Source organism: Streptococcus sp. bf_0095 (assembly GCF_004166885.1).
Taxonomy (GTDB): domain Bacteria; phylum Bacillota; class Bacilli; order Lactobacillales; family Streptococcaceae; genus Streptococcus.
Genome location: NZ_RCYU01000004.1, coordinates 1 through 18,752 on the forward strand (window position 1 = coordinate 1; position 18,752 = coordinate 18,752).

The 18,752-nt window shown below is 40.8% G+C and carries 32 protein-coding genes; 1 reads left to right on the plus strand and 31 read right to left on the minus strand.

Annotated features, from left to right (window positions below):
• Nucleotides 1–163: 163 nt before the first annotated feature.
• From EAI95_RS08780 to tgt, 31 genes are all read right to left on the minus strand, one after another.
• Nucleotides 164–1,465, minus strand: coding sequence for a gamma-glutamylcysteine synthetase (locus EAI95_RS08780; RefSeq protein WP_129822752.1), 1,302 nt, complete (start codon nucleotides 1,463–1,465; stop codon nucleotides 164–166).
• Between the two features lie 197 nt (nucleotides 1,466–1,662).
• Entirely contained in the window at nucleotides 1,663–2,049 is a 387-nt protein-coding gene (gene rplQ / locus EAI95_RS08785) for a 50S ribosomal protein L17 (protein WP_006595176.1), read from the minus strand.
• Nucleotides 2,050–2,060: 11 nt separating this feature from the next.
• On the minus strand, nucleotides 2,061–2,999 hold the full coding sequence (locus EAI95_RS08790) for a DNA-directed RNA polymerase subunit alpha (protein ID WP_006595177.1): 939 nt from the start codon (nucleotides 2,997–2,999) through the stop codon (nucleotides 2,061–2,063).
• 45 nt (nucleotides 3,000–3,044) lie between these two features.
• Entirely contained in the window at nucleotides 3,045–3,428 is a 384-nt protein-coding gene (gene rpsK, locus EAI95_RS08795) for a 30S ribosomal protein S11 (RefSeq protein WP_001118385.1), read from the minus strand.
• Nucleotides 3,429–3,454: 26 nt separating this feature from the next.
• On the minus strand, nucleotides 3,455–3,820 hold the full coding sequence (gene rpsM, locus EAI95_RS08800; protein ID WP_003009631.1) for a 30S ribosomal protein S13: 366 nt from the start codon (nucleotides 3,818–3,820) through the stop codon (nucleotides 3,455–3,457).
• A gap of 17 nt (nucleotides 3,821–3,837) precedes the next feature.
• Entirely contained in the window at nucleotides 3,838–3,954 is a 117-nt protein-coding gene (rpmJ, locus tag EAI95_RS08805; protein WP_001808836.1) for a 50S ribosomal protein L36, read from the minus strand.
• A gap of 23 nt (nucleotides 3,955–3,977) precedes the next feature.
• Nucleotides 3,978–4,196 (minus strand): translation initiation factor IF-1, encoded by a 219-nt coding sequence (gene infA, locus EAI95_RS08810; RefSeq protein WP_001029883.1) that lies wholly within the window; start codon nucleotides 4,194–4,196, stop codon nucleotides 3,978–3,980.
• A gap of 116 nt (nucleotides 4,197–4,312) precedes the next feature.
• Nucleotides 4,313–4,951 (minus strand): adenylate kinase, encoded by a 639-nt coding sequence (locus EAI95_RS08815; protein WP_006597039.1) that lies wholly within the window; start codon nucleotides 4,949–4,951, stop codon nucleotides 4,313–4,315.
• Nucleotides 4,952–5,047: 96 nt separating this feature from the next.
• Complete coding sequence (secY, locus tag EAI95_RS08820; RefSeq protein ID WP_023025007.1) at nucleotides 5,048–6,355, minus strand: preprotein translocase subunit SecY; 1,308 nt, start codon at nucleotides 6,353–6,355, stop codon at nucleotides 5,048–5,050.
• A 12-nt stretch (nucleotides 6,356–6,367) separates the two neighbouring features.
• Entirely contained in the window at nucleotides 6,368–6,808 is a 441-nt protein-coding gene (rplO, locus tag EAI95_RS08825; protein WP_006595181.1) for a 50S ribosomal protein L15, read from the minus strand.
• 145 nt (nucleotides 6,809–6,953) lie between these two features.
• Nucleotides 6,954–7,136, minus strand: a complete 183-nt coding sequence (gene rpmD / locus EAI95_RS08830) for a 50S ribosomal protein L30 (RefSeq protein ID WP_002894509.1) — start codon at nucleotides 7,134–7,136, stop codon at nucleotides 6,954–6,956.
• Nucleotides 7,137–7,150: 14 nt separating this feature from the next.
• On the minus strand, nucleotides 7,151–7,645 hold the full coding sequence (gene rpsE / locus EAI95_RS08835; RefSeq protein ID WP_123160865.1) for a 30S ribosomal protein S5: 495 nt from the start codon (nucleotides 7,643–7,645) through the stop codon (nucleotides 7,151–7,153).
• Between the two features lie 17 nt (nucleotides 7,646–7,662).
• Nucleotides 7,663–8,019, minus strand: coding sequence for a 50S ribosomal protein L18 (rplR, locus tag EAI95_RS08840; protein WP_003010871.1), 357 nt, complete (start codon nucleotides 8,017–8,019; stop codon nucleotides 7,663–7,665).
• 83 nt (nucleotides 8,020–8,102) lie between these two features.
• On the minus strand, nucleotides 8,103–8,639 hold the full coding sequence (gene rplF / locus EAI95_RS08845) for a 50S ribosomal protein L6 (protein WP_009732027.1): 537 nt from the start codon (nucleotides 8,637–8,639) through the stop codon (nucleotides 8,103–8,105).
• Nucleotides 8,640–8,826: 187 nt separating this feature from the next.
• Nucleotides 8,827–9,225 (minus strand): 30S ribosomal protein S8, encoded by a 399-nt coding sequence (rpsH, locus tag EAI95_RS08850; RefSeq protein WP_006595183.1) that lies wholly within the window; start codon nucleotides 9,223–9,225, stop codon nucleotides 8,827–8,829.
• Between the two features lie 180 nt (nucleotides 9,226–9,405).
• Nucleotides 9,406–9,591, minus strand: a complete 186-nt coding sequence (locus tag EAI95_RS08855) for a type Z 30S ribosomal protein S14 (RefSeq protein ID WP_001085699.1) — start codon at nucleotides 9,589–9,591, stop codon at nucleotides 9,406–9,408.
• Between the two features lie 17 nt (nucleotides 9,592–9,608).
• Nucleotides 9,609–10,151 carry a 50S ribosomal protein L5 gene (rplE, locus tag EAI95_RS08860; protein ID WP_006595184.1) on the minus strand — a complete coding sequence of 181 codons (543 nt, stop codon included), beginning with the start codon at nucleotides 10,149–10,151 and terminating at the stop codon, nucleotides 9,609–9,611.
• Between the two features lie 23 nt (nucleotides 10,152–10,174).
• Nucleotides 10,175–10,480: a 50S ribosomal protein L24 gene (gene rplX / locus EAI95_RS08865; RefSeq protein ID WP_006595185.1), complete on the minus strand. Its 306-nt coding sequence runs from the start codon at nucleotides 10,478–10,480 to the stop codon at nucleotides 10,175–10,177.
• A 76-nt stretch (nucleotides 10,481–10,556) separates the two neighbouring features.
• Nucleotides 10,557–10,925, minus strand: a complete 369-nt coding sequence (gene rplN / locus EAI95_RS08870; RefSeq protein ID WP_023025002.1) for a 50S ribosomal protein L14 — start codon at nucleotides 10,923–10,925, stop codon at nucleotides 10,557–10,559.
• Nucleotides 10,926–10,950: 25 nt separating this feature from the next.
• The gene (gene rpsQ / locus EAI95_RS08875) at nucleotides 10,951–11,211 is read right to left on the minus strand and encodes a 30S ribosomal protein S17 (RefSeq protein WP_000440801.1); all 261 of its coding nucleotides are present in this window, start codon (nucleotides 11,209–11,211) and stop codon (nucleotides 10,951–10,953) included.
• 23 nt (nucleotides 11,212–11,234) lie between these two features.
• Entirely contained in the window at nucleotides 11,235–11,441 is a 207-nt protein-coding gene (gene rpmC, locus EAI95_RS08880; protein WP_003002350.1) for a 50S ribosomal protein L29, read from the minus strand.
• 9 nt (nucleotides 11,442–11,450) lie between these two features.
• Entirely contained in the window at nucleotides 11,451–11,864 is a 414-nt protein-coding gene (gene rplP / locus EAI95_RS08885; RefSeq protein ID WP_023024998.1) for a 50S ribosomal protein L16, read from the minus strand.
• A gap of 3 nt (nucleotides 11,865–11,867) precedes the next feature.
• Nucleotides 11,868–12,521, minus strand: coding sequence for a 30S ribosomal protein S3 (gene rpsC / locus EAI95_RS08890; protein WP_006595187.1), 654 nt, complete (start codon nucleotides 12,519–12,521; stop codon nucleotides 11,868–11,870).
• Between the two features lie 12 nt (nucleotides 12,522–12,533).
• On the minus strand, nucleotides 12,534–12,878 hold the full coding sequence (gene rplV, locus EAI95_RS08895) for a 50S ribosomal protein L22 (RefSeq protein ID WP_006595188.1): 345 nt from the start codon (nucleotides 12,876–12,878) through the stop codon (nucleotides 12,534–12,536).
• 11 nt (nucleotides 12,879–12,889) lie between these two features.
• Nucleotides 12,890–13,171, minus strand: coding sequence for a 30S ribosomal protein S19 (gene rpsS / locus EAI95_RS08900; RefSeq protein ID WP_000533766.1), 282 nt, complete (start codon nucleotides 13,169–13,171; stop codon nucleotides 12,890–12,892).
• Between the two features lie 103 nt (nucleotides 13,172–13,274).
• On the minus strand, nucleotides 13,275–14,108 hold the full coding sequence (rplB, locus tag EAI95_RS08905; RefSeq protein WP_123160866.1) for a 50S ribosomal protein L2: 834 nt from the start codon (nucleotides 14,106–14,108) through the stop codon (nucleotides 13,275–13,277).
• A 17-nt stretch (nucleotides 14,109–14,125) separates the two neighbouring features.
• The gene (locus EAI95_RS08910; protein ID WP_006595190.1) at nucleotides 14,126–14,422 is read right to left on the minus strand and encodes a 50S ribosomal protein L23; all 297 of its coding nucleotides are present in this window, start codon (nucleotides 14,420–14,422) and stop codon (nucleotides 14,126–14,128) included.
• Nucleotides 14,422–15,045 (minus strand): 50S ribosomal protein L4, encoded by a 624-nt coding sequence (rplD, locus tag EAI95_RS08915; protein ID WP_003009591.1) that lies wholly within the window; start codon nucleotides 15,043–15,045, stop codon nucleotides 14,422–14,424. The genes EAI95_RS08910 and rplD overlap by 1 nt, the downstream gene beginning before the upstream one ends.
• 24 nt (nucleotides 15,046–15,069) lie before the next feature.
• The gene (gene rplC / locus EAI95_RS08920) at nucleotides 15,070–15,696 is read right to left on the minus strand and encodes a 50S ribosomal protein L3 (protein WP_003010846.1); all 627 of its coding nucleotides are present in this window, start codon (nucleotides 15,694–15,696) and stop codon (nucleotides 15,070–15,072) included.
• An 83-nt stretch (nucleotides 15,697–15,779) separates the two neighbouring features.
• Nucleotides 15,780–16,088, minus strand: coding sequence for a 30S ribosomal protein S10 (gene rpsJ / locus EAI95_RS08925; RefSeq protein WP_003009585.1), 309 nt, complete (start codon nucleotides 16,086–16,088; stop codon nucleotides 15,780–15,782).
• 441 nt (nucleotides 16,089–16,529) lie between these two features.
• Nucleotides 16,530–17,672, minus strand: a complete 1,143-nt coding sequence (tgt, locus tag EAI95_RS08930; RefSeq protein ID WP_023024993.1) for a tRNA guanosine(34) transglycosylase Tgt — start codon at nucleotides 17,670–17,672, stop codon at nucleotides 16,530–16,532.
• Nucleotides 17,673–17,823: 151 nt separating this feature from the next.
• Between tgt and EAI95_RS08935 the strand changes: the two genes are divergently transcribed.
• The gene (locus tag EAI95_RS08935) at nucleotides 17,824–18,711 is read left to right on the plus strand and encodes a DUF975 family protein (protein WP_229046334.1); all 888 of its coding nucleotides are present in this window, start codon (nucleotides 17,824–17,826) and stop codon (nucleotides 18,709–18,711) included.
• Nucleotides 18,712–18,752 lie beyond the last annotated feature (41 nt).

Below are 18,752 nucleotides of genomic sequence, written 5' to 3' on the forward strand. Positions count from 1 at the left end.
CCTGCACATTGGTTCGTCTTGTTCAGTTTTCAAAGGTCTTTGTCGCTCTCGCGCGACAACTATATTAGTATATCACGACCATGAAAACTTGTCAATATCTTTTTTCTATTTTTTTAATTTTTTTGTTGTTTTTTTGATTTAAAAAAAAGGAAATGCTGTTAAATCAGCATTTCCCAAGCTCTTTTATGATTTCTTCGAGATAAACCTCTTCTTGGTTTCCACGATCCATCAATCCTCTTTTTGATATTTTTAACAGATCTAACGAATATTGTTTAATTTTCACCAATTCACTTTCAGTTAACTGTTTTTTCGAATATTGCCTTCTTAATTCTTTCGGATTTTCTTTACTAAAATCAAAAACGATGTTTTGAGCTAAATACTCGTTTAATTCTTTGATATTATGATGCAATCCGACATGAAATGCAATTGGTGCAAATGTTTTATTTAATGGTTGAGTACAAACACTTCTATATTCGATGGTTCCTCTTGTTGTTAAATCTTGAAAATGGTAGCTTCTATGATTCTTTAGGTCCTCTTCTTGCGGTTTTATTTCTTGTCTAGTTCTATCTAAGCGATAGGCTACTATTTTTTCTTTTGCGAGATAATCCTCTACTCTAATAGGTTCGAAATATAAGATTTCATTCTCACGATAAACATAAAACAAGGCTGTCTTCGCTAAATATTCTAGAAAGTCCTTTTCATTTATAAACTCTTTAGGATTTACACCAACATTTTCCTGATAATAGCCATGCATGGAATCTTCCCAGAAAATATCTCTTGAGATCTTCGTATCCCAGTCTTCTCCATCAAAAATGGAATTAGCAAACAGGTATGCTTTTGCTGACTCTACCTTATTCATCGCATTAATTATTTCCAAGTAATTCGTTCTTGAAACATCTAATTGTACTTGATTGCCACAAATAAAGGTTCCATAGTCTGGATAATGATGGAATCGATGGGTAGGATCTTGTTCAGACAGTTGTAAGAATTGAATCAGCATTTTATAACGATCAATTTTTACAGGTTGATTTTCATTTATTCTCCAATAAGGATGAATGCCTTTTCCTTCTATTTGATGCTGTCTCTCTCTTAAGAATGGTTGAATGATACCTAAATAGTGTTGATACCGGCTTTCGACTTCTTGGATGGTTTTAGTCTTTTCAAAAGCAAATTCAATGGTATTGTAAGATAACTCAAATACAATTTGATCTTTGTTTGTTTTATGTTGTAACTGGACTGGATTTCCATCTTCATCTTGTTTAATCGCAATAAAGTCTTCAACTTCTTGTAGATACCTAAAAAGAGCCTTTGTAACCAGTACATCCGTTTTATTCCCCATTTTATTTACGATTGGAAATTCGAGTTCAACCCCAATGTACTGCTCTGGACTATCTTTCAGCGAGGCAAGGTAACGCTTTGCCAATAATTGCTGGGCGAGTGCTTGTGATTTTTCTTTTACTGTCATAACTCTTCTATTATATCAAAAAAACGCCTGCTTACGAAATTGTTTTAAATTAAAGCAATTTCGTAAACAAGCGTCTACCATTTACCTCAATATGATGAGTGTTACCGCTAGGATAAATCCTAGCGGCAGACCAGAGCTAGACTAAGAAGAACCATTCAGTCCTTCCAACATCATAACACTCAACAAAATTGATGATTTTATACTAATTCGATAATTGCCATTGGCGCAGCATCCCCACGGCGTGGTTCAGTTTTAAGGATACGAGTATATCCACCATTGCGCTCAGCATAACGTGGTGCAAGTTCAGAGAACAATTTTTGAAGTGCAGTTGTTTCTGAATATTTACCAGTTTCTTCATCAAAGTTTTGTGATGCAACTTCGTTACGTACGTAAGCAGCTGCTTGACGACGTGCATGCAAGTCACCACGTTTACCTAAAGTAATCATTTTTTCAACTGATTTACGGATTTCTTTTGCACGTGCTTCAGTTGTTACGATTGCTTCATTGATGATAAGATCTGTTGTCAAATCACGAAGCATTGCTTTACGTTGTGAGCTAGTGCGTCCTAGTTTACGGTAAGCCATGTATTCCTCCTCTATTTATCGTTTTTTAGCCCAAGGCCTAAATCGGCAAGCTTAACTTTAACTTCTTCGAGACTCTTACGTCCAAGGTTACGAACCTTCATCATTTCTGGTTCAGATTTTTCTGTCAAATCATACACAGTATTGATACCGGCACGTTTCAAACAGTTATATGAACGAACAGAAAGATCCAATTCTTCGATGGTACGTTCTAGTACTCGATCATCTGATGCTGTATCTACTTCCTTCATAACATCTGTCGCAATCGCGATTTCTGTTAAGTTCGTAAAGAGGTTAAGGTGTTCTGTCAAAATACGAGCAGATAAACCTAAAGCATCTTCTGGAATAATTGTTCCATTTGTTAAGATTTCAAGGGTTAGTTTGTCAAAACCATCGTTGCTACCAACGCGAGCTGGTTCAACTTGGTAATTAACTTTTGTCACTGGCGTATAGATTGAATCTACAGCAAGTGTACCTACTGGTGCATCATCTTTTTTATTCTGATCAGCTGGAACATAACCACGACCGCTGTTTACAGTCAAAGTTGCTTTGAAGCTTGATCCTTCACCGATTGTAAAAAGATAATGATCAGGGTTTACAATTTCAATATCACTATCTGTAAGAATATCTCCAGCAGTTACTTCTGCAGGACCTTCTACATCAAGTTCAATAATCTTTTCGTCTTGGACGTAAGATTTTACAGCGATCCCTTTAACGTTAAGAATGATTTGCATAACGTCTTCACGGACACCTGGAACTGTATCAAATTCGTGCAATACACCTTCAATGTTAATTGAAGTAACAGCAGCACCTGGAAGTGAAGCTAATAATACGCGACGAAGAGAGTTCCCTAGTGTTGTGCCATAACCACGTTCAAGTGGTTCTACTACAAATACACCGTAATCTTTATTTTCATCAATTTTTGTTATATTTGGTTTTTCAAACTCAATCATTTGCTATACTCCCTCTGAAACGAAAAGCTGTGTAATTGTTGATGATTATACACGGCGACGTTTTGGAGGACGAGCACCATTGTGTGGCACAGGAGTCACATCGCGGATTGCAGTAACTTCAAGACCAGCAGCAGCAAGAGCACGAATAGCAGACTCACGACCAGAACCAGGACCTTTAACAGTAACTTCTACTGATTTAAGACCATGTTCTTGAGCTGATTTTGCAGCAGCTTCTGAAGCCATTTGTGCAGCAAATGGTGTAGATTTACGAGAACCTTTGAAACCAAGAGCACCTGCAGATGACCATGCAATTGCGTTACCATGCACATCAGTAATCATAACAATTGTGTTATTAAATGTTGCGTGAATATGAGCAATACCTGATTCGATATTCTTTTTCACACGACGTTTACGTGTTGGTTTAGCCAAGATTTTTACCTCCTTATTTTATTTTCTTATTTTTTCTTACCAGCAATCGCAACAGCTTTACCTTTACGAGTGCGAGCATTGTTTTTAGTGTTTTGTCCACGAACAGGAAGTCCACGACGGTGACGGATACCACGGTATGAACCGATTTCCATCAAACGTTTAATGTTCAAGTTCACTTCACGACGAAGGTCACCTTCTACTTTAATTGCGTCAACTTCACGACGGATAGCATCTTCTTGATCTGGTGTAAGGTCGCGAACACGAATATCTTCAGAAACGCCTGCAGCAGCAAGAATTTTCTTAGATGTTGGAAGTCCGATACCGTATACATAAGTCAATGAAATTACTACACGTTTGTCATTTGGAATGTCAACTCCAGCAATACGAGCCATGTTTTCTCCTTTCTATCTTATCCTTGACGTTGTTTGTGTTTTGGATTTGCTGGGCAAATTACCATAACACGACCATTACGACGAATTACTTTACAGTATTCGCAAATTGGTTTGACCGATGGTCTTACTTTCATTTTTATCCCTCCAAGTTTTTCGATTATTTAAAGCGGTATGTGATGCGTCCACGTGTCAAATCGTACGGACTCATCTCCACTGTAACACGATCTCCCGCTAAAATACGAATATAGTTTTTACGAATTTTACCAGAAACTGTTGCTAAAATCTGATGTCCATTTTCAAGTTCAACCGTAAACATAGCATTCGGCATTGTATCAACTACCTTGCCTTCTACTTCAATCACATCGTCTTTTGCCACGCAAAAGTACCTCCATAAATTTCGATTCATTCCTCTGAGCACAGAGGTAACAATTATAAGTCAGACTAATTCATTGTATCACTTGTTGTCAATTATTGCAAGCAACTAAAACGTTTTTATTTCAAATTCTCTAAGACTTTTTGGATATCCTTAAAGACGTCGTTAATATCTTGGTTTCCTTCGATATCATGGACTAAACCTTTTGCACGATAATGAGCAAGAATCGGCTCACCTTGAGCGATATTCACATCCAAGCGGCGTTTAACCGTTTCTGGTTTATCGTCCTCACGTTGGTAATAGTCTTCTTCCTTGTAATCAGCTGGTGGGTTGAATACTTTATGGTAGGTTTCACCTGTTTCACGGTGAATAATGCGACCGCTCAAGCGTTCAAGAAGGCAAGATGGATCCACTTCGATGTTGATTACACCCTCAAGTTCAAGGCCAAGATCTACCAAAATTTGATCCAAAGCATGTGCTTGTTCAATCGTGCGAGGAAAACCGTCTAAAAGGAATCCTTTTTCCTTAATATCGTCTTGAGCCAAACGTTCTTTTACAATCCCGTTGGTTACATCATCCGGCACCAATTCACCTTTATCGATGAATGATTTTGCCAACACACCCATTTCGGTTTGATTGGCCATTGCAGCACGGAACATATCCCCTGTTGAGATATGTGCAACTTGAAATTGTTCCACAATTTTAGCTGCTTGCGTCCCCTTACCTGCTCCAGGCAATCCCATGATTAATAAATTCATAATCATTTGCTCCTTATTTTGTTTTTAAATAAGCCTGTTACAATTTAACAAACTTATTCAAAAACAAAATAGAAGGTTGACAATGTCAACCTAATTCTATTCTGTTGTATCCATGAAACCAATGTATTTGCGTTTCAATAAGTAACCTTCTAATTGTTTCATTCCCTCAATACCAGTCGAGATGATGATCAAGAGACTAGTTCCTCCGAGAGCAACTGTATCTGTCAGACCAAAGATATCCCGAGCAAGGATTGGAATAATGGTGATAAATCCAAGGAATAGAGAACCGACCGTAGCCAAACGTCTAAGAAGACGTGACATGTAGTCTTCTGTTCCCTTACCAGGACGCACACCTGGAATGTAAGCACCACTCTTTTGTAGATTTTCCGCAGTTTTTTCTGGGTTAATCTGTACAAATGTGTAGAAGAAAGTAAACAAAATGATTAGCAAAGCATACATTGCTACACCAGTAGGTGTATTGGTTGCTAACATAGATTGTGCTGTTCGAACCCATCCAGCATTGTAACCCATGGCACTAATGACCTGGAAAATTGCTGCCGGTGCAGCCGTGATCGAACTAGCAAAGATGACAGGAATAACTCCAGCTGGGTTTACCTTCAATGGAAGATATGAGCTAGATGGTGCTCCTTGTGCAATCTTTGTGTATTGGATTGGAATTTTATACTGAGCTTGTTCCACAAAGGTTGTGAAGTAAATAATCACTAATACCGCTAAGATTAACAGACCTACGAAAATTAGTGAATTAGTCAATTGTCCAGAACGAACGTTAACAAATGAATCTTCATAAACACCTTTGATCATCTCTGGAATTGAAGAAACAATCCCCGCAAAGATAATCATAGAAACACCGTTTCCGTATCCTTTGTCTGAAATCTGTTCTCCTAACCAGGTCACAATCATCGAACCTGTCGTTAAAATTGCACCAATTAAGATGTAGGTTTCAACGTTTGGTGTCGACACTAATTTAGCCTGTGACAAGGTGTGGAAAGTAGCTGTAATTCCAATGGATTGAACGAAAGCTAGAACCAAAGCGATATAACGTGTTGCCTGATTCAACTTTCTCCGTCCAACTTCTCCTTGTTTCCCCCACTCAACAAACTTTGGAAGCAAGTCCATTTGAAGGAGCTGAACAACGATGGAAGCCGTGATGTAAGGACTCACCCCTAGGGCAAAGACAGAGAAGTTTCTCATGGCATTCCCTGACACCAAGCTCATCATATTCAAGAAGGAAACATCTTGTAAGTTGTTAAGGATTTTCGCATTCACACCAGGAACCGTAATCGTGGTTCCGATTCGAAAAACAAGTATGATAAAAATGGTAAATAAAATTTTTGATCTTACTTGTTTTACCTTAAATGCATCTTTTAATAATTTAAAGAACATAGGTCACCCCTCTTAGATGACTTCTACTGAACCACCTTTAGCAGTGATAGCTTCTTCAGCTGATTTAGAGAATTTAGCTGCCTTAACAGACAATTTCTTAGTCAATTCCCCGTTACCAAGAATTTTAATCCCTGATTTTTCAGCTTTTACAATACCTGCTTCAACAAGTACAACTGGTGTTACTTCAGCACCATCTTCGAAGACGTTCAACTGATCAAGGTTTACAATAGCATATTCTTTAGCGTTGATGTTTGTAAATCCACGTTTTGGAAGACGACGGAACAATGGAGTTTGTCCACCTTCAAAACCAAGACGTACACCGCCACCGCTACGAGCTTTTTGACCTTTTTGACCACGGCCAGAAGTTTTACCATTACCAGATGAAGTACCACGACCAACACGGTTGCGGACTTTACGTGAACCTGCAGCAGGTTGTAATTCATGAAGTTTCATTATTTAATTTCTCCTCTTTTGTAAATTGCTAACGCATGCAATCAGGAAAAGGTGTCCCGACTACAAACTCGCCTATACTTATATTTAGTTTTAGGGGATGAGAAATTTCCCATACCCCTGAAAACCTTGTTCTATTATAAATAGATTATTTTACTTCTTCAACTGTTACCAAGTGAGATACTGCAGTGATCATTCCACGTACTGCTGGGTTATCTTCTTTAATAACAGAGCTGTTCAATTTGCCAAGTCCAAGTGCTACAACAGTTTTACGTTGTGACGGGATGCGTCCGATTGGAGACTTAGTCAAAGTAATTTTAATTTGAGCCATTTGAATCTCCTTTCTTAAGCCAAGTCAGAAACTGAAATACCACGAAGGGCAGCAACTTCTTCAGCGCGTTTCAATTGTTTCAAACCTTCAACAGTTGCACGAACAATGTTGATTGGAGTGTTTGATCCAAGTGATTTAGATGTTACATCTGCAATACCTGCCAATTCGACAACGGCACGAACTGCACCACCTGCAGCAACCCCAGCCCCTTCGATAGCTGGTTTCAACAATACACGAGCTCCACCAAATACTGATGTTACTTCGTGTGGAATTGTTGTTCCAACCATAGGAACTTCAATCAAGTTTTTCTTAGCATCTTCTACTGCTTTACGGATTGCTTCTGGTACTTCTTGAGCTTTACCTGTACCAAAACCAACACGTCCGTTACGGTCACCAACAACTACAAGAGCTGCAAAGCGAAGACGACGTCCACCTTTAACAACTTTTGTAACACGGTTGATGGCAACTACACGTTCTTCAAGTTCAACTGCATTGTCTTTAAATGCCATTTTCTAGTGTCCTCCTATTAGAATTTCAATCCGTTTTCACGAGCTGCATCAGCCAAAGCTTTAACACGTCCGTGATATAGATATCCACCGCGGTCGAACACCACTTCAGAAATACCTTTAGCAACTGCACGTTCAGCAACAAGTTTGCCGACAACAACGGCTTGTTCAGTTTTAGTTCCTTTTGAAACTTCTTTGTCAAGAGTTGAAGCGCTTGCGAGCGTTACACCCGCTACGTCATCAATTACTTGAGCGTAGATGCCTGTATTAGAACGGAATACGTTCAAACGTGGGCGATCAGCAGTTCCAGAGAGTTTTCCGCGAACGCGACGGTGGCGTTTTTGACGGATTTTATTTTTATCTGGTTTCGAAATCACAATTTTCACCTCTTAATTTTAAAATCATGTGCTAAGCACTGAGTTGGAAAATAGGTGGGTGGTTGATAGACAACCACTCAACATTATTTACCTGTTTTACCTTCTTTACGGCGAACGAATTCACCAACGTAACGGATCCCTTTACCTTTGTAAGGTTCTGGTGAACGAAGGCTACGTACGTAAGCAGCTGTTTGACCAACTACTTCTTTTGAAATTCCGCTGATAACGATAGTCGTTGGGTTTGGAAGTTCAAAAGTAATTCCTTCTGGAGCTTCAACTTCGTCTGGGTGAGATTTACCAACAGCCAAGACAAGTTTGTTTCCTTGAAGTTGTGCACGGTAACCAACCCCGCGCATTTCAAGTTCTTTCTTGAATCCTTCTGATACACCAACAACCATGTTGTTCAAAAGGGCACGAGTAGTTCCATGGATGGTTTTCATTTCTTTTGAATCGTTTGGACGGTGAAGAGTTACTTCAGTACCTTCCACACGGATTTCAATATCTTTTGAGAACTCACGAGTAAGTTCTCCTTTAGGTCCTTTTACAGTTACTACGTTGTCATTGTTAGTGAGTTCAACACCAGCAGGCAACACGATAACTTTATTACCAATACGTGACATGTTTTTATTCTCCTGTTAAATTGTCAGGCCATGACGGCCAGTTTTCACGGGGTTTAAATCTTTTTGATTTAAAAATTAATGTTTAGGTCTCAATTTCTAAGTGAATCGAGGCATCGTCTCGCAGGCATAACTTTGAGTTAGGCAAGAGACGATAACGAAGAGTCACAACGAAATTGGGAGCTAAATATTACCAAACGTAAGCGATAACTTCCCCACCAACGTTCTTTTGGCGTGCTTCTTTATCAGTAAGCAAACCTTCAGAAGTTGAAAGGATAGCAATTCCAAGTCCGTTAAGAACTTTTGGAAGATCTTCACGTTTTTTGTAAACACGCAAACCTGGTTTAGAAACACGTTTCAAGTTTGTGATAACTTTTTCACCGTTTGCTCCGTATTTCAAGAACACGCGGATGATTCCCTGTTTGTCATCTTCGATTACTTCAACGTTTTTTACAAAACCTTCGCGTTTAAGGATTTCAGCAATCCCTTTTTTGATGTTTGATGCAGGTACTTCAAGTACTTCGTGTTTTGCTTGGTTAGCGTTACGAATACGAGTTAGGAAGTCTGCGATTGGGTCAGTCATAACCATTTTATATTTCTCCTCTTACTAGTAGTTTGAAATTTTCACTTGCTAGTTAATGATTGAGCTAGGCTCAGAATATGTTTCTAGGTTTCAATTCCTAAGTGAGTCTAGGCATCTGCTTGCAGGCATAACTTGAGTTAGGCAAATGCAGATAACGACGATTCACGACGGGATTGGAAGCTAGAATTACCAAGATGCTTTAGTGACACCAGGAATTTGTCCTTTGTATGCCAATTCACGGAAGCAAACACGGCAAAGTTTAAACTTGCGGTAAACTGAGTGTGGACGTCCACAACGTTCACAGCGAGTGTATGCTTGAGTAGAGAACTTAGCTGGGCGTTTGTTCTTAGCAATCATAGATTTTTTAGCCATTAGTTTTACCTCCTATATTATTTTGCAAACGGCATACCAAGGCCAGTAAGCAATGCACGTGATTCTTCGTCTGTGTTCGCAGTAGTTACGATTACGATATCCAAACCACGAGTTTTATCAACATCATCAAAGTTGATTTCTGGGAAGATCAATTGCTCTTTCACACCAAGTGTGTAGTTTCCGCGTCCGTCAAATGATTTTGTTGGAACACCGTGGAAGTCACGAACACGTGGAAGTGAAACTGAAACCAATTTGTCCAAGAATTCGTACATACGTTCGCCACGAAGAGTTACTTTCGCACCGATCGCTACACCTTCACGAAGACGGAAGCCGGCGATTGATTTTTTAGCTTTTGTGATAAGTGGTTTTTGACCTGAGATCAATGCCAATTCTTCAGCAGCTTTCTCAAGGTTTTTAGCGTTAGAAACAGCGTCTCCAACACCCATGTTCAAAACGATCTTATCAACTTTTGGCACTGCCATAACTGATGAGTAGTTAAATTGTTCAGTCAAAGCTGGAACTACTTCATTAAGGTATTTTTCTTTTAAACGATTAGCCATTATACTTCTCCTTTCCTTCGTGATTAGTCAAGCACTTCGCCTGATTTTTTGTTATAACGAACTTTTTTGCCGTCTACGAATTTGTAGCCAACACGTCCAGCAACACCGTTCTTGTCCAAGACTTGAACGTTTGATACATGGATTGGAGCTTCTTTTTCGATGATAGCACCTTGAGGGTTTTCGTTATTTGGACGTTGGTGTTTCTTAACAAGGTTTACACCTTCAACAACAACTTTATTTACTTTTGGAAGAGCAGCAACGACTTTAGCTTCAACACCTTTGTCTTTACCAGCAATTACACGAACTTTGTCGCCAGTTTTTACAAACATTTTATTCTCCTTTTATTCTTACGCCCGTTGGGCACCCTGGCCAATGAGCCAGGGGACTGTGTTTGTGATTTTTATATTAAAGTACTTCTGGAGCAAGTGATACGATCTTCATGAAACCACCGTCACGCAATTCACGAGCGACTGGGCCAAAGATACGAGTTCCGCGAGGAGTTTTGTCTTCACGGATAATCACTGCAGCATTTTCGTCGAACTTGATGTATGAACCATCTTTACGACGAGCACCTGATTTAGTACGAACGATAACAGCTTTTACAACGTCACCTTTTTTAACCGCACCACCAGGAGTAGCTTGTTTTACAGATGCTACGATAACATCACCGATACCTGCGAATTTACGTCCTGAACCACCAAGAACTTTGATGGTCAAGATTTCGCGTGCACCACTGTTGTCAGCAACTTTCAAACGAGTTTCTGTTTGAATCATTTAAGTTTTCTCCTTTCAGGTCAGATTAGATGATGACCGCTTCTTCAACAACTTCTACAAGACGGAAGCGTTTTGTAGCTGAAAGCGGACGAGTTTCCATGATACGAACGATATCGCCTTCTTTGGCAACGTTGTTTTCATCATGTGCTTTGTATTTTTTAGAATAGTTGATACGTTTACCATAGACTGGGTGGTTACGTTTAGTTTCAACTACAACTGTGATTGTTTTGTCCATTTTGTCAGACACAACGCGTCCAACAAGAACTTTACGATTATTGCGTTCCATTGAAATTCTCCTTCCCTAGTCTATTATTTAGCTTCTGATTGAACAGTTTTGATACGAGCGATTTGTTTTTTCACTTCTTTCAAACGTCCAGTTTGTTCCAATTGACCAGCAGCTGCTTGGAAACGAAGTTCAAACAATTCTTTCTTCAATTCATTTTCACGCTTCGCGAGTTCTTCTTGAGAAAGACCACGAAGTTCTTTAACAAATTCTTTTACTTCTGTAAGTTTCATGACCTCTCCTTATTTTGCTTCACGTTTTACGAATTTACATTTAACTGGCAATTTGTGGCTTGCAAGACGAAGCGCTTCGCGAGCGATCTCTTCAGATACACCAGCAACTTCAAACATTACTTTACCACGTTTAACTGGTGCTACCCAACCTTCAGGTGCCCCTTTACCAGATCCCATACGTACCCCGATAGCTTTAGCGGTGTATGATTTGTGTGGGAAGATCTTGATCCAAACCTTACCACCACGTTTCATGTAACGAGTCATGGCAATACGAGCAGCTTCGATTTGGCGGTTAGTGATCCAGTGGCTAGTTGTAGCCTGAAGACCGTATTCACCGAATGATACTTCTTTTCCACCTTTTGCTTCACCGCGCATTTTACCACGGAATTCGCGACGGTGTTTTACACGTTTAGGTACTAACATTGGTTATTTACCTCCTTTAGCGTCTTTACGAGCTGGAAGAACTTCACCACGGTAGATCCATACTTTAACACCAAGTTTACCGTAAGTTGTATCTGCTTCTTCCCAAGCGTAATCGATGTCTGCGCGAAGTGTGTGGAGTGGAACTGTACCTTCAGAGTATCCTTCAGCACGGGCGATATCTGCACCGTTCAAACGACCTGATACTTGAGTTTTAATTCCTTTAGCTCCAGCGCGCATAGTACGTTGGATCGCTTGTTTTTGAGCACGACGGAAAGCCACACGTTGCTCCAATTGACGAGCAATTCCTTCACCAACAAGGTGAGCATCCAAGTCAGGACGTTTGATCTCGATGATGTTGATGTGAACTTGTTTACCTGTCAATTTGTTAAGAGCTGCACGAAGTGCATCGACGTTTGCTCCACCTTTACCGATAACCATACCTGGTTTAGCAGTGTGAAGTGAAACGTTAACTTTGTTTACTGCGCGTTCGATTTCAATAGTAGAAACCGCTGCGTCAGCTAATTCTTTTTGAATAAATTTGCGGATTGCAAGATCTTCATGAAGGTAATCCGCGTATTCTTTTTCAGCATACCATTTGGCATCCCAATCACGGATGATGCCGACACGCATTCCAATTGGATGTACTTTTTGACCCACGATGTTACCTCCTTATTTTTCTGTCACAACCACTGTGATGTGGCTTGTGCGTTTGTTGATTGGTGAAGCTGAACCTTTCGCACGTGGACGGAAACGTTTCATAGTTGGTCCTTCATTTGCGAATGCTTCAGATACTACCAAGTTTGCTTTTTCCAAACCAAAGTTGTTTTCAGCGTTTGCTACTGCTGAGTTCAATACTTTCAAGATGATTTCAGCTGCTTTGTTTGGAGTGAATTTCAAGATTGCTACTGCATCGGCTACGCTTTTACCACGGATGTTGTCAAGAACAAGACGTGATTTACGAGGTGAAACACGCACTGTACGAGCCATTGCTTTAGCTGAAGTAATTTCTGCCATTTATGTTCTCCTTATTTTCTACGTGTCTTCTTGTCATCTGCAGCGTGACCTTTGTAAGTACGAGTTGGTGCAAATTCACCAAGCTTGTGACCTACCATGTCTTCTTGGATGTAAACCGGTACGTGTTTACGTCCATCATAAACTGCGATAGTGTAACCAATGAAACTTGGGAAGATCGTTGAACGACGTGACCAAGTTTTGATAACTTTTTTCTTTTCGTCATTAGCTTGAGCTTCAACTTTTTTCATCAAATGCTCATCGACGAAAGGTCCTTTTTTAAGACTGCGTCCCATTTTATTATTTTCTCCTTTAAATATAGTACCACAGCGGCTTGCGCTCCCAAGGAGCGCTACCGAGCTGGCGGATTCTCTAGCCACTTAAGCGACTAGTTTAAAATTATTTCTCGTTGCGACGACGAACGATAAGTTTGTCAGATTTCGCTTTCTTGTTACGAGTTTTAAGACCAAGAGCAGGTTTGCCCCATGGAGTTGATGGTGCTTTACGACCAACTGGTGCTTTACCTTCACCACCACCGTGTGGGTGATCGTTAGGGTTCATTACAGAACCACGAACTGTTGGGCGGATACCTTTCCAACGGCTACGTCCTGCTTTACCAAGGTTAACAAGTCCATGTTGTTCATTTCCGACAACACCAACTGTAGCACGGCAAGTACCAAGGATCATACGAACTTCACCTGATTGAAGACGAACAAGAACATATTTACCTTCAGAACCTAACACTTGAGCAGAAGCTCCAGCAGCACGTACCAATTCTCCACCACGACCTGGTTTCAACTCGATGTTGTGGATCAAAGTACCAACTGGGATGTTAGCAAGTGGAAGAGCGTTTCCGACTTTGATATCTGCTTCTGGACCTGAAACGATACGTTGATCAACTTCAAGACCTTTTGGAGCGATGATATATGCTTTCACACCGTCAGTGTAGTGTACCAAAGCGATGTTTGCAGAACGGTTTGGATCGTACTCAATTGTTTTTACAACTGCTTCAACGTTGTCTTTGTTACGTTTGAAGTCGATCAAACGGTAATGACGTTTGTGTCCACCACCTTGGTGACGAACTGTGATACGTCCGTTGTTGTTACGACCTGCTTTGCTCTTCAATGAAACAAGCAAAGATTTCTCTGGTGTGCTTGTTGTGATTTCAGCGAAATCCAAAGAAGTCATATTACGGCGACCGTTTGTTGTTGGTTTATAAACACGAATTCCCACGATATTTCCTCCTTAGATTATTCAGCTTCAGTAGCGAACAACTCGATTGCTTTTGAATCAGCTGTAAGCGTGATGATAGCTTTTTTAGTTTTTGAAGTAAAACCAGTGTAACGTCCAACACGTTTTGCTTTTGGTTTTACATTTACAGTGTTCACATTCGCAACTTTCACACCTTCAAAGGCAGCTTCAACAGCTTGTTTGATCAAAAGTTTGTGAGCGCGAGTGTCAACTTCGAATACATATTTGCCTGCTTCAAGTTGAGCCATTGACTTTTCAGTGATAACAGGTTTTTTGATAACATCATACAAATTCATTATGCAAGAACCTCCTCGATTTTAGAGATAGCTGCTTGAGTAACAAGAAGTTTGTCACTATTTGCGATGTCAAGAACACTTGCAGTTGTAGCAGTCGCAACTTTCACGTTTGGAAGGTTACGAGCTGAAAGAGCTGCGAATTCGTTTCCTTCTTCAAGAATAACAAGGACTTTAGAATCGATGCTCAAAGCTGCAAGAACTTTTGCAAATTCAGCAGTTTTTGGAGCTGTAAATTCAAGAGAATCAACGGCTACAAATTTGTTTTCAGCAACTTTTTCTGAGTAAACAGATTTAAGCGCAAGGCGACGAACTTTTTGAGGAAGTTTGTACGCATAGCTACGTGGAGTTGGTCCGAAGACGATTCCACCACCACGCCATTGTGGAGAGCGGATAGAACCTTGACGAGCACGTCCAGTTCCTTTTTGACGCCATGGTTTGCGTCCACCACCTGAAACGGCAGAGCGGTTTTTAACTGCGTGAGTTCCTTGACGAAGGCTAGCACGTTGGCTGATGATTACATCAAATACAACTGCTTGGTTTGGTTCGATACCAAAGATCGCATCGTTAAGAACAACTTCGCCCGCTTGTTTACCAGTTTGGTCGAATAATGTTACATTTGCCATTTTGACTGTATTCCCCTTTCCTTATTATTTACCAGCTTTAACTGCTGACTTGATAGTGATAAGAGATTTCTTAGCACCTGGTACGTTACCTTTGATAAGGATAACGTTCTTTTCTGGAACAACTTGTACAACTTCAAGGTTTTGAATGGTTACACGATCGCCACCCATACGTCCTGCAAGGTTTTTACCTTTGAATACGCGGTTAGGTGCAACAGGTCCCATAGAACCTGGACGACGGTGGTAACGAGAACCGTGAGCCATAGGTCCACGTGATTGTCCGTGGCGTTTGATAACACCTTGGAAACCTTTACCTTTAGAAGTACCAGTTACATCAACAATGTCTCCAGCTTCGAAAGTATCAACTGTGATTTCAGCACCAACTTCTAAGCCTTCAACGTTTTTGAATTCACGAATGAAGCGCTTAGGAGCCGTGTTAGCTTTTGCTACATGTCCTTTAGCAGGTTTGTTACTCAATACTTCGCGTTTGTCATCGAAACCAACTTGGATAGCGTTGTAACCATCTGTTTCAACAGTTTTAACTTGAAGAACAACGTTTGGAGTTGCTTCGATAACTGTTACAGGGATCAATTCGCCAGCTTCAGTGAAGATTTGAGTCATTCCCACTTTTTTCCCTAAGATTCCTTTTGTCATGAGAAAATAGTTCCTTTTCTATAATTTTTTATTCAAAAAGTTTTTAACGAGCGTTTTTTATGCTCAATGTATCAAGCTTTAGATTAAAGTTTGATTTCTACGTTTACACCACTTGGAAGATCCAATTTCATCAAAGCGTCAACTGTTTTTTGAGTTGGGTTGATGATGTCGATCAAACGCTTGTGTGTACGCATTTCGAATTGTTCGCGAGAATCTTTGTATTTGTGAGTCGCACGAATGATTGTGTAGAGGCTACGCTCAGTTGGAAGTGGGATTGGACCCGCAACTTGTGCACCTGTACGAGTAGCTGATTCTACGATTTTTGCAGCCGCTGTGTCAAGTGTACGGTGTTCGTACGCTTTCAAACGGATGCGGATTTTTTTGTTTGCCATCTTTTTCTCCTTTTCGTCTATTTAAGATAATAGGCTAGCTCCACAAGAAAACCGACATGCGTTGCGTGGCAATGCAACCGAGCGTGTCGCAACCTCTTGCATCAAAGCTAATAGCTGTTTTTCACAGCACCATAGTAGTTTAACACAATGAAAGGCTCAATGCAAGGGATTTGAACAGATTTTTTTCGTTTTTTTAATGAAAGTGTTTTCGAAAGAAATAGAGTACTAAAAAAGTTGCTATTATATAGAAAAAAGAAGCAAGACAGAACAAATTTATATCCAAATTTGTTCTGTCTTGCTCCCTCACAGTTGATTGGGTTATCTTCGGAGCTTCATAAGCTCCAAGGATAGCAATCAACCACTGCGTCTAGCAGTTGTTTCTATTATTCTCAGATGGCTGTAGTCTTTTCTCCAGCCTTTGTTCTTTATATGTAGCTCTTCCTAGAAATTCCGACCTGACTTGTTATAGCCATATTTTTCGACGAAATGCTCACGGAATTCTAAGAGATTGTCATCCATGATCGCTTGACGGACCTGCTTCATGAGGTTAATCAAGAAATAGAGATTGTGGTAGCTAGTCAAGCGGATCCCAAAGGTCTCATCCGCCTTGAGGAGGTGGCGGAGATAGGCCCGGGTGTAATTCTTACAAGTGTAGCAATCACATTCATGATCTAGCGGCGTAAAGTCTTCAGCAAATTGCGCATTTTTCACCACCAGGCGTCCTTGACTGGTCATGCAGGTACCATTTCGCGCAATCCGCGTTGGCAAGACACAGTCAAACATATCCACTCCACGAATTACCCCATCGATTAGACTGTCTGGAGCTCCCACTCCCATGAGGTAACGAGGCTTGTTCTCCGGCAAGAGAGGAGTTGTAAAATCAAGCACCGCATTCATTTCTTCATGGCTTTCTCCAACAGCTAACCCACCGATAGAATATCCTGGGAAGTCCATGCTGACCAGATCACGCGCAGACTGACGGCGCAAGTCTTCAAATCCAGCCCCTTGAACAATCCCGAAAAGACCTTGATCATGAGGGCGACGATGAGCCTTAAGGCCACGTTCTGCCCAACGACTGGTCCGTTCGATTGATTTCTTCACATAATCATAGGGTTGATAGAACTGAGGACATTCGTCAAAGGACATCATGATGTCGCTCCCTAGATTATTTTGGATCGAGATGGCCTTTTCTGGGGAGAGGAACATCTTCGAACCATTGAGGTGGTTTTTAAAGGTTACCCCTTCTTCGGTGATATTTCGGGTATCCGCTAGTGAATAGACCTGGAAGCCTCCACTATCTGTCAAAATGGGCTGGTCCCAGTTCATGAACTGGTGCAGTCCTCCTGCTTTTGCGACTAGATCATCCCCCGGACGAAGCCAGAGATGGTAGGTGTTGGCCAAAATAATTCCGGACCCCATTTCCTTGAGTTCTTCTGGTGATTGGGTCTTAACGGTTGCCTGAGTCCCTACAGGCATAAACATTGGAGTTGGGAAAGTCCCGTGGGGGGTGATAATTTCTCCCAGACGAGCTCCTGTATGCTTTTCTTTTTTGATTAATCGATATTGAATCGGTGAATCTGTCATGGTTACCTCCGTACTGGGAAAAACAGTCCCAGCCTTCTTATTCCTGTCACAGGATCTCCTGTGAGCACCTGTACGATTGTACCAAATTTTACCAGCTCTGTCACGGACTTGTGTTATAATAAAGGGTACTACTACCATGAAAGAGGACATTATGAATATAAAATTGGTTCGTGCTCAAGCTCGTCAGCTGCAATTGCAACATCCCAAAGTCTTCTCCTACTTTGCCTTACCAACTTTCCTGACAATCCTTGCAAGTTACATGCTGACAGGGACAGACATCACTGAAACACTTGCTCACATGGAACTTAGAGAAGGGATACTCTTTCTTCTAAGTCGGCAGATTTTTCCTGCGATTGTTGGTTTTATCCTGTCTTTTCTCTATTTAGGGGCAACTTTTCGCTTTTTGATTTCTGCCTCTAGCAAGGGAGAAAAGAACTTTGGTATCTTCACCATCTTTCAGAGCCAGTATTTTACACCTGCGTTTTTGACGCTATTCATTAAGCAAGTGATCCTGTCTTTGTGGGGGAGTCTCCTCTATGTGAGTCAACTCCTCTTAACGGTGGTCAGCTATCACGTTCTCGCTATCAATGAATCCTCCTCCACTACGTCTACCCTTAGAGCGGATACTCCAGAAGTTCAAGCAATTCTAAAGTTAGCTCCAACGATGACGACCGGCCTCTTAATGGCTCTGGTTGGGCTCCTGCTCTTCCTCCCTTTTTATTACCAGTATAGTTTGGTCGAGTTGATCCTATATAGTCGACTGATGACAGGAACCTATGATGGGCCTATGTCTATCCTCCGCCAAAGTAAGGAAGAGATGAAAGGCTTTAAGAGCCACCGCCTTGTTCTTGATTTGAGCCTGCTTGGTTGGCAAATTCTATCTTTTTTCACTTTAGGAATGGCGAATTTTTATGTCAAACCTTATGCAACCAGTTGCCAAATCATCTTCTACCATACCCTCCTTCAAAAACGGATGCAGGCGGACAGTCGCTTCCAGCAAAAGGCGCCGGATCTACCAAAGTCTAATCCACTTGATTAACAAAGAAAACAAGAAAACCCACCTTCGATTGGAGCCATTCT